Source organism: Spiroplasma endosymbiont of Danaus chrysippus, assembly GCF_902809815.1.
Taxonomy (GTDB): domain Bacteria; phylum Bacillota_I; class Bacilli_A; order Mycoplasmatales; family VBWQ01; genus Spiroplasma_E.
In genome coordinates, this window is sequence record NZ_CADDIL010000008.1 from 1 (window position 1) to 15,030 (window position 15,030).

The 15,030-nt window shown below is 23.8% G+C and carries 17 protein-coding genes; 16 read left to right on the top strand and 1 reads right to left on the bottom strand.

Annotation, left to right across the window (positions count from 1 at the left end):
• Nucleotides 1-401 precede the first annotated feature (401 nt).
• The 6 genes from SPIRDC1_RS09265 (at nt 402) to aspS (ending at nt 10,011) form a co-directional block, all read left to right on the top strand.
• The gene (locus SPIRDC1_RS09265; RefSeq protein ID WP_174481546.1) at nt 402-656 is read left to right on the top strand and encodes a Holliday junction DNA helicase RuvB C-terminal domain-containing protein; all 255 of its coding nucleotides are present in this window, start codon (nt 402-404) and stop codon (nt 654-656) included.
• 121 nt (nt 657-777) lie between these two features.
• Entirely contained in the window at nt 778-3,939 is a 3,162-nt protein-coding gene (secDF, locus tag SPIRDC1_RS09270; RefSeq protein ID WP_174481547.1) for a protein translocase subunit SecDF, read from the top strand.
• A 9-nt stretch (nt 3,940-3,948) separates the two neighbouring features.
• Nucleotides 3,949-4,470: an adenine phosphoribosyltransferase gene (locus SPIRDC1_RS09275; protein ID WP_174481548.1), complete on the top strand. Its 522-nt coding sequence runs from the start codon at nt 3,949-3,951 to the stop codon at nt 4,468-4,470.
• A 13-nt stretch (nt 4,471-4,483) separates the two neighbouring features.
• On the top strand, nt 4,484-6,736 hold the full coding sequence (locus tag SPIRDC1_RS09280; RefSeq protein ID WP_174481549.1) for a RelA/SpoT family protein: 2,253 nt from the start codon (nt 4,484-4,486) through the stop codon (nt 6,734-6,736).
• A 259-nt stretch (nt 6,737-6,995) separates the two neighbouring features.
• Nucleotides 6,996-8,288, top strand: coding sequence for a histidine--tRNA ligase (hisS, locus tag SPIRDC1_RS09285; protein WP_174481550.1), 1,293 nt, complete (start codon nt 6,996-6,998; stop codon nt 8,286-8,288).
• Nucleotides 8,272-10,011 carry an aspartate--tRNA ligase gene (gene aspS / locus SPIRDC1_RS09290; protein ID WP_174481551.1) on the top strand — a complete coding sequence of 580 codons (1,740 nt, stop codon included), beginning with the start codon at nt 8,272-8,274 and terminating at the stop codon, nt 10,009-10,011. The genes hisS and aspS overlap by 17 nt, the downstream gene beginning before the upstream one ends.
• Before the next feature lie 183 nt (nt 10,012-10,194).
• Here the strand turns inward: aspS and SPIRDC1_RS09295 are convergent, their stop codons facing one another.
• Nucleotides 10,195-10,563 (bottom strand): hypothetical protein, encoded by a 369-nt coding sequence (locus SPIRDC1_RS09295; protein WP_174481552.1) that lies wholly within the window; start codon nt 10,561-10,563, stop codon nt 10,195-10,197.
• Nucleotides 10,564-11,555: 992 nt separating this feature from the next.
• Here SPIRDC1_RS09295 and SPIRDC1_RS09300 point away from each other — a divergent pair.
• From SPIRDC1_RS09300 to SPIRDC1_RS09345, 10 genes are all read left to right on the top strand, one after another.
• Nucleotides 11,556-12,074: a hypothetical protein gene (locus tag SPIRDC1_RS09300; protein ID WP_174481553.1), complete on the top strand. Its 519-nt coding sequence runs from the start codon at nt 11,556-11,558 to the stop codon at nt 12,072-12,074.
• A gap of 134 nt (nt 12,075-12,208) precedes the next feature.
• Nucleotides 12,209-12,412 carry a hypothetical protein gene (locus tag SPIRDC1_RS09305; protein ID WP_174481554.1) on the top strand — a complete coding sequence of 68 codons (204 nt, stop codon included), beginning with the start codon at nt 12,209-12,211 and terminating at the stop codon, nt 12,410-12,412.
• A gap of 8 nt (nt 12,413-12,420) precedes the next feature.
• Nucleotides 12,421-12,885, top strand: a complete 465-nt coding sequence (locus tag SPIRDC1_RS09310; protein ID WP_174481555.1) for a hypothetical protein — start codon at nt 12,421-12,423, stop codon at nt 12,883-12,885.
• Nucleotides 12,886-12,887: 2 nt separating this feature from the next.
• Nucleotides 12,888-13,181, top strand: coding sequence for a hypothetical protein (locus SPIRDC1_RS09315; RefSeq protein ID WP_174481556.1), 294 nt, complete (start codon nt 12,888-12,890; stop codon nt 13,179-13,181).
• Between the two features lie 3 nt (nt 13,182-13,184).
• The gene (locus SPIRDC1_RS09320; protein WP_174481140.1) at nt 13,185-13,346 is read left to right on the top strand and encodes a hypothetical protein; all 162 of its coding nucleotides are present in this window, start codon (nt 13,185-13,187) and stop codon (nt 13,344-13,346) included.
• Nucleotides 13,346-13,582 carry a hypothetical protein gene (locus tag SPIRDC1_RS09325; RefSeq protein WP_174481557.1) on the top strand — a complete coding sequence of 79 codons (237 nt, stop codon included), beginning with the start codon at nt 13,346-13,348 and terminating at the stop codon, nt 13,580-13,582. Before SPIRDC1_RS09320 ends, SPIRDC1_RS09325 begins: the two co-directional genes overlap by 1 nt.
• Before the next feature lie 11 nt (nt 13,583-13,593).
• Nucleotides 13,594-14,388 (top strand): hypothetical protein, encoded by a 795-nt coding sequence (locus tag SPIRDC1_RS09330; protein ID WP_174481558.1) that lies wholly within the window; start codon nt 13,594-13,596, stop codon nt 14,386-14,388.
• 49 nt (nt 14,389-14,437) lie between these two features.
• Nucleotides 14,438-14,596, top strand: coding sequence for a hypothetical protein (locus tag SPIRDC1_RS09335; protein WP_174481559.1), 159 nt, complete (start codon nt 14,438-14,440; stop codon nt 14,594-14,596).
• 40 nt (nt 14,597-14,636) lie between these two features.
• The gene (locus tag SPIRDC1_RS09340; protein ID WP_174481560.1) at nt 14,637-14,825 is read left to right on the top strand and encodes a hypothetical protein; all 189 of its coding nucleotides are present in this window, start codon (nt 14,637-14,639) and stop codon (nt 14,823-14,825) included.
• The gene (locus SPIRDC1_RS09345) at nt 14,797-15,012 is read left to right on the top strand and encodes a hypothetical protein (RefSeq protein WP_174481561.1); all 216 of its coding nucleotides are present in this window, start codon (nt 14,797-14,799) and stop codon (nt 15,010-15,012) included. The genes SPIRDC1_RS09340 and SPIRDC1_RS09345 overlap by 29 nt, the downstream gene beginning before the upstream one ends.
• Nucleotides 15,013-15,030 lie beyond the last annotated feature (18 nt).

A 15,030-nucleotide genomic window follows, 5' to 3' on the forward strand; every position in this document is an offset into this window, starting at 1 on the left:
CAAAATTACTTAACATTTATTCTTACCTTTATTTTCTAAACTAATTGCTATAGGGGCTGTATTATCACTACTTTTTATATCAATTTTTGTAGATAAATGATATTCTTTCACAAATGCTCTTTCTAAAAATAAAGTAGGAATCTTAACTAAAGCGTTGATAAGTCGTATTCCTAATATTTTACAATTATCTGATTATAATTATCAGGATATTAAAAGTATTATTTCACAAGTTTCTTTAAGTTTAAATTGAAAATTAGAAAATAATATAATAAATATTATTGCTAATCATTGTCGTAATATTCCGCGACTCATTATTAACATCATTAAACAATTGTATAATTATTGTGTTGTTATGAATGTAGATTTAAATGAAACTAATATTTTGCAAATTTTATTTTTTTTTGCAAATTTATCCTTTAGGTTTAAATAGTTTACAATTGGCATATTTAGCATTGTTTAATAATGTAAATTTAGATAAAAGTTTGAGTATTGAAACTATTTGTCAACTTTTGAATGAAGAAAGAAAAAATCTTGAAATTCATTATGAACCTTGACTTATTCATTGTGGTTGTCTTACTAAGACAACTAAGGGTCGTAAAATAACAATTATTGGTAAAGAATATATTAATAATAATATAATTTTATTTAGAAAATAATTATTTTTGATATTACTGTAAAACAATTGTTATTTATAACGAATGTTGGTATTCTTATATAGTGCTTAAATAATATACAATCTATGTTTATACAAATAAAATGATTTAGGAGTGAAGAAATATGAACACTTCTTCTAGGACAAGAAAAACTAAAAATCTTGGATTTTTTTTAAGGATTTTTAGTTTAATAATTATTGTTTCTGGAATAATAATTTCAGTAGTGTTTAGTGCTAAATATGTTGAAAATAATAGTAAATTAAGTATTGAGTTTGCTGGGGGTTATCAAACACAAGTTCAATATGAGGGTAAAGGTAAACAAAAAGATGTTATTAATTTATTAAAAGACAGAGTTGATCCTTTAGGTACTAGTAATGTTTATATTGAAAGCATTACTAGCAATAATAATAAGTATAATTTAGCGTTGAGTAAAGATGCGGGAGTTGATATTTCTACTTTTGTTCACAGTGTATCACGACGTGGTTATTCTTATATTGTTGATAAAGATGGTAATGACTTATTAGCAACCGAAAAGAAAGATGACAAAGCTACTACTTGAACAAAAAGAGATAAAAGATTATTAACTAGTGATGTTTTTTCTGCTATTAAAGCTGTTAATAATTCTGTTACTCATCGCCCAGAACTTCTTTTTGATGTTAAAAATGATTCAGTTTTAAAAGAACTTACTTCTGCCAAAGAAAATACATTTTATATTTATTCAGATATTGGTCAGTTATTAGATTATATTCGAAGTAGTATGGAGGGTATTCGCTCACTTGCTTTTATAATTGATAATCTTAAAAATGATCCTGATGGTAAGATTAAAGCATCATTAACATCATTATTAGATAATAATACACCAGGTCTTGGTAAAGGTACTGATATTTTAGCTAGAGCTAAAGCACAAGACCCTACTTTAGCATGACTATTAAATCCTAATCAAAATGGTCAATTTGGTATTAATTGAATTTATTCTGATAATTTAGGTTCAGTTCATAGTCTTTCTGTTGATACTAATGATGAAAAAAATACATATGATCCTGCTAATCGCTTTGATCCTTTTGCTTCTCCTATTGTTGGTTCACCTATGAATGCATGATTACCTTATATTAAAGATTTACTACGTTTACCAGATGTTTCAGATATTTTACATGAAGATGTTATTGATTATCGTTATATTCCATATTGAGTTGGTGAAGTTAAAGTAACTAACAATAGTATTTCAATTAATTCAGATACTTTTAATCTTGAAACAGTTAAACAAATGAAAAGTGTTTTAACATCAGGATTGTCAAAAAATAATTTTACTATGTTATCTTATGCTAATGTTAGTCCAACGCTAGGTGTAACATCTTTAAAAATTGCAGTTGTTATTATTATATTAGTTACCTTTGTTCTTATGACTATTGTTCTGTTTTATTATCGTATGTTAGGAGTTATTGTTCTAATTATAATATCATTATTTTTATTATTTACTATTGTTAGTTTTGTTTTCATTAATGGCATAATTGCTCCTGAAAGCGTAATTGCTTTAATTATTGGTTTTGCACTATCATTAGATACGATTATTAATTTGTTGGAACGTTTTAAAAATGAATATATGCAAGGTAAAACTTTGATTAGTGCTTTTAAATCAGCAAATAAGAAAACATTATCTTCTTCATTAGATTGTAGCGCTATTATTTTAATTGTTAATTTAACTATTTTCTGATTTGGAACTCGTGCTATCAAAGGTTTTATTATTATGACTTCTATTGCTACTTTTGGTGTAATTATTTTTGGAATTATCTTATTAAGATTAATGTTATGAACATTATTACGAAATAACTGGTTAGAAAATAAACCTCAACTTTTAGGAACTAATAATATTAATAGAAAAAGCACTATAGTTTTAAATAATTCAATAGATACAAATAATATTAAAAGTAGTGATAAAAAAATAAAAGACCAATTAATTTCAGAAAAATGTCAGCTTAAAATTAGTTATAAAAATAAAGTTAAAGAATTAATTAAAAAATTTAAAGTTGATAAACAGCAATTAAAAAAAGAACATAGTAAATCAAGATCAGTTTATAAGTCAAAAGTAAAAGATTTAAAATTAAATCTTTCACAAGAAATTAATAAATTGAAACAAGAATTAATTAATGCATTAAAACCGTTAAAAATTCAAATAGTTAAAGCAAAAGACAAAAAAATATTAGTTAATTTTAAAAATGTTTTTTCAAAACTTAAAATAAGTAACTGAAATTATTTTCATAAATTAACAAAATGAATTCTTTCAGGCTCTGCTGTTATTGTTCTTGCTTCAGGTATTACTTATGGTGTAATTGGTTCTAATTTTGGTTCTGGTTTTGATCAACGAACTGATTTTGTTGGAATGGGTACAATTACTCAAGATCCAAGTGATCCTAGTTACAATATTATTAAAGAAGCAGAATTAGCAAAAGATTTTATTAGTAAAGAAATTCAAAATAATAGTCAATTTAGTAAATATTTTAAAAATATTAATTTTTCCTTAATTGCTGGTGGTGAAGGAAAACCATATCAGTTTAAAATTATTGTTCAAACAACAGTAAATTCTCAAAGTATGCAGCAAAGGTTTAAGAATTTTTTAGGGGAGATTACTAGAAATTGAAAACAAGAATCTATTTTACAATGAGGAGAAATTGATCTAGTTGTTGCTAAGTCAGGTGTAGATTTATTAGTTAATATGATTATTTCAATTGCTTTATCTTTTATTGTTATTTTAATTTATATTATTATTAGATTTCAATTAACTTATGTTATTCCTTTAATTTTAGCTATTATTTTTAGTTTACTAATGACACTTGCTATTATTAGTATTTTCCAAATTGTAATTTCTACTTCAATTGTTGGAATATTATTGGGAGTAATGATTTTAACAATAATTAGTATTATGTCAATTTTTGATAATATTCGTGAAATTAAGATTAATAATAATCAAACACAAGTTATTAGCACAGAAGAAATAATTGAAATTTCAAATAAAAGTGTTCAAAAGGCTTTACCAAGAACATTAGTTATTAATGGTGTAGTATTAATAACATCAGTAATTGTTATGTTTATTATTCCTAGTTTCTGAATAGTTAGTTTATCATTATTAATAGGTTGTATAGTAAGTTTAGTATCATCTTACTTTATTGCTCCTTTTATTTGAATTTATTTTGAGAAATGAAGAGTTTATAGATATAAAAAACGTATTAATAAAATTAAAAAACATTTCATTGGTGCAGATGAATATGTTATTAAAGGTATTAATGAATAGGTGGTTGCAATGACAAAAGAATCATTAAAAAAAATTATTATTAATATTCCTGATTTTCCAATTAAAGGTATCCAATTTAAAGATATTAACCCAATATTAAGTAATCCAGAAGCATTTCAAAGTGTTGTTAATATTTTTGTAGATTTTATTAAAAAATGTGGAGCAACAGCAATTTTAGCACCTGAAGCAAGAGGATTTATTTTTGGTACTGCTATAGCATATAAGTTGGGTATCAAATTAGTTCTTGCACGCAAAAAAGATAAATTACCAGGTAAAACCTATAAAGTAACTTATGATTTAGAGTACGGTACTGCTATATTAGAAATGCAGCAAAATGTACTTTCAACAAAAGATAAAGTAGTAATAATTGATGATTTGATTGCAACTTCGGGAACAATTAATGCTTGTCTTAATTTAATAAAACAAAGTAATGCTCAATCAGTTGGCATTGCTACTTTAATTTCGCTTTCTGAATTTGCTAATAAACATCATTTTGATAATATTCCGCTGTTAGAAATAATTCAGTTTTAATAAGTAGTAAATAATGAATAATTTAACTTGTAAAGATTTTAACCAATTATTAGCGGAAGCAAAAACATTTATCAAAGATCCTAAGCAAATTACAAAAATTAAAGTAGCTTATGAATATGCATTATTAAAACATAAAGATCAATATCGAAAGAATGGTGATCCTTATGTTTATCATGTTTTATCAACAGCATATAATTTAGTATTATGACATTTAGATGTCTCTTCAATACAAGCAGGATTTTTACATGATATTTTAGAAGATACACCAACAACTTTTGATGAGTTAGTAGCAGAATTTGGTTTGGAAGTTGCTAATTTAGTTTTAGCTGTAACTAAAGTTAGTCATTTTGCAAAAGAAAAAAGAAATGAAATTAAAGCTAATTATTTACGTAAATTATATTTAAGTTTAGCTCATGATATTCGTGTCATTATTATTAAAATGGCAGATCGTTTACATAATATTAGAACTATTAATTTTTTAACTCCCGAAAAACAAATAATTATTGCTAAAGAAACTTTAGAAGTTTATGCTTCTATTGCTCATCGTCTAGGTATGCGTAAATTACAATCAGAACTAGAAGATCGTTCTTTTGCACTATTACATCCTAAAGAGTATAAAAAAATTGATAACCTTATTAATTTGGATCGTGAAAAACGTGAAAAATTAGTTAATGAAATTATTAAAGAATTAAGTAAAACATTATCACAACATAAAAATTTAATTTTTAAAATTTATGGTCGTAGTAAACACTTATATTCTATTTATCGTAAAATGTATTATTTTGGAAAAGATTTTGATGATATACATGATATTTTAGCAATTAGAGTTGTTACTAATTCTATTGATAGTTGTTATGCCATTTTGGGTTATATTCATCAAAGTTTTACTCCTGTTCCGGGTAGATTTAAAGATTATATTGCAACACCAAAAAATAATATGTATCAATCATTACATACATCTGTTGTTTTTGATAATGAAATTTATGAATTACAAATTAGAACTGAAGAAATGGAAGATTTTGCTGAAGCAGGTGCAGCTTCGCATTGAAGATATAAAGAAGGGGAAAATAAAAATCCTAAGAAACGTCAAGCAGAAATTGATGAAAAATTAAATATTTTTCAAGAAATATTAAATTTAAATGACTTAAATCCAAATGTTGATGAAAACATATTAGCAGATAATATTGCCAAAGATAATAATTTAGAAAAAGAAATTCGACAAGATATTTTTAGTGATTTAATTTATGTATTAACTCCAAATGGTAATGTTATAACATTACCATTTGGTTCAACTGTTTTAGATTTTGCTTTTAAAGTTCATACTGAAATTGGTGAAACAACAGTAGGTGCAAGAATAAATGGTATTTATTCTCCTATTAATACTGTTTTAAAATCAGGTGATATTGTTGAAATTAAAACTGCTAAAACTGCACGCCCTTCTCGTGATTGATTAAATATTGTTAAGACCAATTTTGCTCAACATAAAATAAAAAAATATTTAAATAATCAGCAAGAAAAGTTTAATCAAGAAAATAAAATTAAAGATACAGAAAACAAAGAGAAAATAAAAAAAACAAAGGAAAAAATAGAAGAATATATTATTGAAAATCACATTCGTTGAAAAATTGCAAAACGTAATGTTATTATGTCAAGAATTAGATCATTAAAATATAAAACATATGAAGATTTTTGCTTAGATGTTGCTAATGGAACTTATACAATTGAACAGGCGGTTACTACTATTTTATATAGTGATTCAGCAACATTTCAAGAATTAAAAACTAAACAACAAACAACAATGAATTTAAGTAGTAATAATGAAATTATTATTGAAAATGCGCCCAATACTAAAACATCATTGGCTCATTGTTGCTTACCTATCCCTGATGAACCAATTGCGGGTTATATTACTAAAGGGCAAGGTATTAAAGTTCATCGTTTAATTTGTCCTAATGTTAGTTTGCCAGAGCGTAAAGAGCGTATTATTGATACTAAGTGAAATTTATTAGCAACCAGTCATCATCTTTATAATTCAAAAATTCAAATTCAATATTTAGATCGACCAGCATTGATGACTGATGTTTTAAATATTTTGGGCTATTTAAAGGCACAAATTCAAAGTATTGATGCTAATAATAAGCTTAAGGAAAATCATGGAAGTTTAAAAATTTTAATTAAAGTTTCTAATATTGAACGTTTACATCAAATTATTTCATCAATTAAAAAAATTCCTGATATTATTGCAATAAACAGAATAATTATGTAATATTTTAGTATAATATTTTCAGCATTTAAAAGTAAATTTAGGGTAAACATTAAGAGACGGTGTGGTTGGTGCAAACATTGGTTAACTAATTTTATGACATTAAATAGCTTGTATTATTAATTAATTAAATATGATAAATTATAATTAAGTGCATTTACTTTGTAAATGAATTACGATGGTACCGCGTTAAGAAACGTTCCTAAAATAAAAGAACGTTTTTTTAGAAGATTTATTTTTTATTAAAAGGAGTAAAAAAAGTATGCAATTTCAAAAAGCAAGAGGAACACGTGATATGTATAATGAAGAGGTTATTATATATCGTAATATTATTAAATCTTTAACACAGTGTGCAATTAAATATAATTATCAAGAATTTATTACTCCTATTTTTGAAAATGCTCAACTATTTTTACGAGCCGTGGGAGATACAACTGATATTATTCAGAAAGAAATTTACCAATTTAATGATAAAAATGATAGATTATTAGCTCTTCGTCCTGAAGGAACAGCGGGTATTGTTCGTGCTATAATTGAAAATAAATTATATAAATCTAAGCAAACGTTAAAGTATTTTTATTATGGTTCAATGTTTAGATATGAAAGACCTCAAAAAGGGCGTCAACGTCAATTTAATCAATTTGGTATCGAAACTGTTGGTGTTAAACATCCTTTAGTTGATGTTGAAGTAATGATGATGGCCCTAGAAATGATAAAAAGTTTTTCAATACCAAATTTAACTTTAAATATTAATTATTTTGGATCTAATGAAACAAAAAATAAATACCAAATAGCACTTAAAGAACAATTATTAAATCAAAGTAAGCAATTGTGTGAAAATTGTCAAATTAGAGTTAAAGTATCGCCATTAAGAGTTCTTGATTGTAAAATTTGTACTAAATTAAATTTAGAAATACCATATTTAAATGATTTTTTAAATAATGAAGAAAAAACATATTTTACAACCATTATTAATAGTTTAAAAAATAATAAAGTTAATTTTATTATTGATGAGCATTTAGTTCGTGGTTTAGATTATTATAATAGTATTATTTTTGAAATAACTACTATTGATTCACGAATTGGTGAAAGTCAAAATACTTTACTTGGTGGTGGTAGATATGATAATTTATTTAATGAATTGGGCTCACCATTAAAAATACCTGCTATTGGTTTTGCAATTGGTATTGAAAGATTAATGTTATTATTGGTAGAAAATAAAAATATTAATAAACCACCAATTATTGATTTACAAATTATTGCTTTAAGCGAATTAGGATTAATAATAGCTTCCGATTTATTATTACAATTACGTAAAGAAAATTATCATATTGATATGGAATATAATTTATATCAAGATAAAAATAAGTCACAGATTATTGATCGTAGTTTAGCCAAAAATATACTATTTTTAAAAGAAAAAAATCAGGTTAGTTTTTATTCTTTTGTTAAAAAAGAAATGATAAAATTAATTTTTGATACTGAACAGCAATTGCTTAGTAAGGTTAAAAATCTATTATTAGAGGAGAATGAAGAATATGGAAAAACTCTTTAGAACTCATACATGTGGTAATTTAACGCAGGGTGATATTACAAAAGAAATTATTATTAGTGGTTGAGTTAAAGATATTCGTATTAATAAATTTGGTATTTTTATTGATTTACGTGATATGTATGGAACAACACAAGTCATTGTTAAACCAGATAACGGATATTATCACGAAATAAAAAATGTTAAAGTTGAATCTGTTTTAAAAGTAATTGGAACGGTTGTCTTACGAAAAAATAAAGATGCAAAAACTGCTAATGATATGATTGAAGTAGTAGCAAAAGATATTGAAATATTAAGCAATTCTATTAATTTACCATTTGTTATTAAAAATGATAATACGCTTGCTAGTGAAGAATTACGTTTACAATATCGCTATTTAGATTTAAGAAGACCAGCAATGAATTATAATATTAAATTTAAACACCAAGTTCTTAGTTGCTTACGAACACTTTTGAATCAAAATAATTTTTTAGAAATTGATACTCCTTGCTTAACAAAATCAACACCAGAAGGTGCTCGTGATTTTTTAGTTCCTGCTCGTATTCAAAAAAAAAATTTTTATGCTTTACCACAATCACCACAAATTTATAAGCAATTATTAATGATATCAGGTATTGACAAATATTATCAAATTGCTAAATGTTTTCGTGATGAAGATTTTCGTGCTGATAGACAACCTGAATTTCAACAATTAGACTTAGAAATGGCATTTACTACTAGTAAAGAAATTAAATTAATAGTAGAAAATATGATAATAAGTCTTTTTAATACTTTAAAAATTGGTAATATTCCCTCAACATTTTCATCGATTACCTATGATCAAGCAATGGATTTATATGGTAGTGATAAACCTGATTTGCGTTGTACATGTAAGTTAATAAATATTAATATTAACAATAATAGTGATGGATTTATTTATAAGGGTTTTATAGTTAATGATAAAATGAATGAAACAACTATAAAAAAAATAACAGAAATTAGCAATCAGCATGGAGGAAAAACATTAATAATTTATGACTTAATTAAGAAAAAAATTATTCATAATAATTCTAAAGTAAAGTTTGATGATTTAGTTTTAGCAGAAGAAATATCAAAAATAAAATATAATAATTTTTTAATTTTCGTATATGAACAACAAGATGTTGCTAATAAAGTTATGGGTGCTATTAGAAGTTTTTATATTAATGATTTGTCAAAACGAATTAATCATAAAGATTTTATGAATAATATTGAAAACTTTGAATTTATTTGAATTATTGATTGACCAATGTTTGAACAGGAAGAAAATAAATGACAAGCTTGTCATCATCCTTTTACAAGTCCAAAAAATCCTGAAAAATTATTAGATATAAAAAATAAAGATTTAGGAACTTTAACTGCAGATGCTTATGATTTGGTTTTAAATGGTTTTGAAATTGCTGGTGGGAGCATTAGAATTCATGATTATAAATTACAAAAAAAGATTTTTGAATTATTAGATTTAAGTAAAACAGAAATTGAAAATAAATTCGGTTTTTTCTTATCAGCTTTTAATTACGGAGTTCCTCCACATGGTGGTATTGCTTTTGGCATTGATCGTTTATTAATGATTTTAATTAAGAATGAATCAATTCGTGATACTATTGCTTTTCCTAAAAATAATCGTGGTATTTGTTTATTAACAAATAGTCCTAGTGAAATTTCATCTGATCAGTTATCAATATTAAATTTGGAATTTAAGAAGTAAAATTTTAATTTTAAAGTGATTAGAAGTTTAATAAAATTAGAAAATATAAATATTAAAAATCTCTAATGAAAAATAATTAAATTGTTTTTCATTAGAGATTAATTATGTAATTTAATTGAAATCAATTTTTCAATAATGTTAAATTAATAATTATTAATTTCAATTATATTTTTTTGATATTTGTTAATATTCAAGTTCAATAAATGGTTCACTATCTTTGGTTTTTAGATGTCATATAGCTGGTAAATTTTTTTGAACTAAAGTAAAGACATTATTTGGTGGTAAGCATTTATAAAGTGAACCGTCATTAGTTTTAGTTTTTCCATCTCCGTTTCATGTAGTAACATATAAAAAATTTGTATTTTTATTAAAAACTAATGATAGTACTCCCCCTTTTATTCCAGACATTGGTTTAAAGTTTGTTTCTTCTGCTAAACATTTGTAAACTTCACCATTACTAGGAGATTGATATGAACCGGTTCAAACTCCTGCATAAATATTATCATCATTGTCAAAAGTTAAAGAAGAAACAGATTTATTTATACCATACATTTTTTTAAAAGTATTTTGATTTTTTTGATATTTATAAACGTTACCTTTAAAACTACTTTCTCTAGTACCTATATAAACATTTTCATTTTTATCAATAGCTATTGTTCATATTTCACCATATATTCCTAATATTGGTTTAAAGTTTGTTTCTTCTGCTAAACATTTGTAAATAGCACCATGTCAAGAACTATTTCTAGTTCCAAGATAAAGATTACCTTTTGTATCAGTTGCTAAAGAACATATTTCACCAGGTATTATTAAATTTATTTTTGGAATTATATTTTTTTTTCTGGGAGGTTCCCAAAAAAGTAGGAAGATTAATTACTAGATAAATAAATTCTTTTGAATATTACCATTTCAAAATGATGATAGACAAATTAAATTCTCTTTTACCCTTAAATTTATATTCGACGTATTTTAAAAATATACATTTAAAAAATTATTCTCAAAGGAAAAAAGACAAGAAATAATCTTGTCTTTTTTTGTAATTGTAAAATTTTAAAATTTTTATTATTAACACCCTTTAAATATCTACTACACGCAGTGACCAAGTAGGAGAAAGTTAATAATTAATAATCTTCTTTAACGCTATTATCAACACGTGTTAGGGAACTAAAACAGTGAACTACAACACAGTTGTTAAAAATAGTAGCTAGAACATGTGGACTTGCATGGATAAATAAAAAGTGGAGTGATACCTAATAAAATATACTAACCATTAATGGTAATTCTTGGGGTGGGAGCGAATTGGAAACTAGTATATATAGACCTGTTGTAGGGACCTATTATATTAATTCTATTCTTTATTTAACCAACCTTGCCACTATCAAGTGAGCAAGTGTTGGTTTTATTTTTTATTTTTTTTGAAATTTATTTTTGAGCCCAGTTTTCATGGAATGAATAAAACGAATAGTAGTATTATTAATAATCTAAAAATCAAAATATATGTTCTTTATGCTAGAAGCAACAGAACATATTAGAAAAGGATTATTATGCAAGTAGAATTTAAAAAAGAACAAATTGTTAAAGATAAACCACAATCTATTCTTATTGATTATGTTGAATATAAATTATCGCTTCCAAAATGAATGATTAAAAATAATTCTTTTATTGTTGATAACAGTTACACATATTGAGTTTTTAATTTAGACAATATTAAAAGAGAATTAAGTGGTAATGAATTAATAAAATTATTAGAACCATATATTAAATACCAAAAAATAACTGTTAATAAACCAATTGCTCCAAAAGAATATTATCTTAATGATATAAAACTTGAACCACTAACATTTTATGAACAGCATAATAGTTGATTTATGGGTGAAATAACAGATAACAAAACTAAAATTACTAATCCTTGTTTTAAATATAACATTACGTGAGAAGAAAACAGAAAAGGCTTTAAAATAAATAATCCATATAAACATGATTATTTACCAATTAATTATATAGTTACTTCATATAAAGAAATTTCAACTCATAATGAAAAAGTATTTTTGTTGAACATGTAAACAACATAAATTAGATTATTTATTTTTTAATACTAATGATATAAAAACAAGAAAATATTTTTTAAGAGATAAAAATAATAAAGCAATTTGTTATGACTGTATTTTAAATATTAGGTTAAGTAGGAGATATAAATATGGATAAAGAATATTTATCTAAAATAGGAACGATTTGCATACCAGACAGTGATGATATTGAATTTAAAATAGGACTAATTAAACTGATTGATGATTTAAAAAAAGATAATTTAGTTTGTGGTCATAAAGAATTTATTGAAGAATGTAAATATTGTTGATGTAATTGTGATTTAGAAATTATTAAAACAGTTATTAGAGGTTAACTTAATTAATGCAATATGACTTAATTATTGGAATTGACCCCGCTGGAATTGGCAACAATGGAATTGTTATTTATTCAAATGAAACTAATAATATTGTTTTTAATGAAACATTCAATACATTAACTGTTTTATGAACTAAAAATATGTATAAAGAAAAATTTCAATTAATTAAAGAAAAATTTATTAATAAAAAAATATTAGTTATTGTAGAAAATTTCTTTTTAAGTTCAAAACAATTATTAACTAATCCATTAGCAACTCCTAAAATTATTGGTTCATTAATGGTATTAGTACAAGATGTTTTCAACTGAGATTATTTTGAAAATCACCCAAAAAATAAAAATAAAATAACAGAATATAAAGGAAATATAAAATTAACAAAACATGAACAAGATGCTTATAAGCATATTCAATATTATTTAAAAAATCATAAAAAAATATTAATTTTTGATAATTATTTAAGGAAATTATAAAGATGAAAGAGAAAGTAAATTATGTCAAATTAACAGTAAAACTAAGTAACACTATTGAAACAAAATATTATGAAAAAGGTAATAAAGAATTATATTATAGTGTTCGAGGTCAGTGAAATGGATTAAACTATGTTACTTTAATTTTTAACAACCCAAAATTTTATAGACGCTGTATTTTATTAAACAAAAATGATGAAATTATAGTAACTGGTCAAATCTTTAATACTTTAAACATTCCTAAAAATCGTACATTTTGTTCAATTAATGTTAAATGATTTAAAAAATGAAAAGAGTAAAAAATGATATTATGAAAAATTTTATTAATAGTACCAATATTAATAACATCTATAACAGTAATAATAATTTTAATATTTATTATTAAAGAATTAAAAAATGAATATAAAGTATTAAAAATATTAAGTGAAATATCAAAAGAAATTAAACATAAGGAGAATAATTAATGATAATATTACTTACTTTGTTTGAAAATAAAGATGAAATTGAAATATTATCACCATTTCCAAAAGCAATTCATACAAGTAATGATATTAGAGCAATTATTTTAAGACAATATCCAAATGTTAAATCAAAACACATAATTGTTTCTGACCCAGAAAGTAATGTTGCATTAATAGTTGGTGATAATGATGTTTATCAAGGTTGAATTAAAGTAACAATTAAAAAATTAGAAAATTAAAGGAGATTAAAATGCCAAGTATAGAAAATACACAATCAAATTATACTTTAACTAAATTAATTAGAATTGGAATAAGTCCAATTTGTGCAATAATAGGTACAAGTGCTTATTATGGTCAAGTAATTGCAAATCCAGTTTTAGGTTCAATTAATAGTTTATTATTTGGTAAAAAATTAGGTTTAGATATTTGAAATTTAAATCAAAGACCAAATACTAAAACTAAATTAATTAATAGTAGTAAAAAAATATTACTAGGTTTAGGAACAATTGGATTAGCAAATTATAGTAAATGAACAGAAAATAATATTAATCCTATTATTCCAACAACACCAATTCCAATAACTACTACAACTACAACAGAAGGTCCACCATGATTACTATTAAATAAACAAGAAAATCAGTCATTAATGGATTGAGATACATATTTTTCTTTAAATGCTTATGGTATATCAAATCTTATTAGTGGATTAACTGAGTTAATACCTAATAAATTTGAAACAATAAGAAAGATTTGTAATATGGCTACTGGTGGATGTTTAATATCAAGTGGTGTTGCTATGGGTATTAATAATGATTTTATGAATGCTTATGCAGTACCTACCATAATTGCTGGTGCTTCTGAAATTATAAATAATTTATTACCTATGGAAACCACACATCATAATGAAGAAATGCAAGAAACAGCATTTAATAATGAAACTGCAAGATTAATTAATGATAATAGATTCACAATTAATAGTGAAACAACTAGTCAATATGGTAGTGATAATATGAGCGAAGTACCATTAAATCATGATAATGCTTAATTAAATTGAGATTATAATCACATGAGTTTATAAAGGAGGTGAATAATTTATGAATAAAGAAAAATTAATTGAATATTATAATAATGAAATTCAGACATATAAAGAGAGAATGGAACAGTTAAATAAAGAAATGGCCTTATTAGTAAGCATTATAAGTAATTCAAAATCTATGATTGAAAGAATTAATGGTGGTCAATTTGATGAATAATTAAAAATTAAAAATAAATAGTTGAAAGGAAAATATTCAAATGAAAGAATTTTTACATGAATTAATAATTATTGGAACAAGTGTTGGAACATTAATTTGCAGAGAAATTATTGTTTTATTAAAAAGATTTATCACAACTCCAAAACATGTTAGAGCAAATAATAAAATTATAAAACATCAAAAAAAATTAGCAAAATTAAATGAAAAAATTAATAAAAGAAGAAAATAATATGACAAAAATTGAATTTAATGAAAAATATAGAAAACAAGATATCAATATTGATAGAGATTTTGATTTACATATTGATAATTGTTTTAAATTTTCTGATATCAATACATTAAAAAATGCTGTTAATGATTATAAAAAACTAATAAGTGAAATGCCACAATTAGTTAAAGATTGATTATTAGGATAAGATTAGGAGAATGTTCAA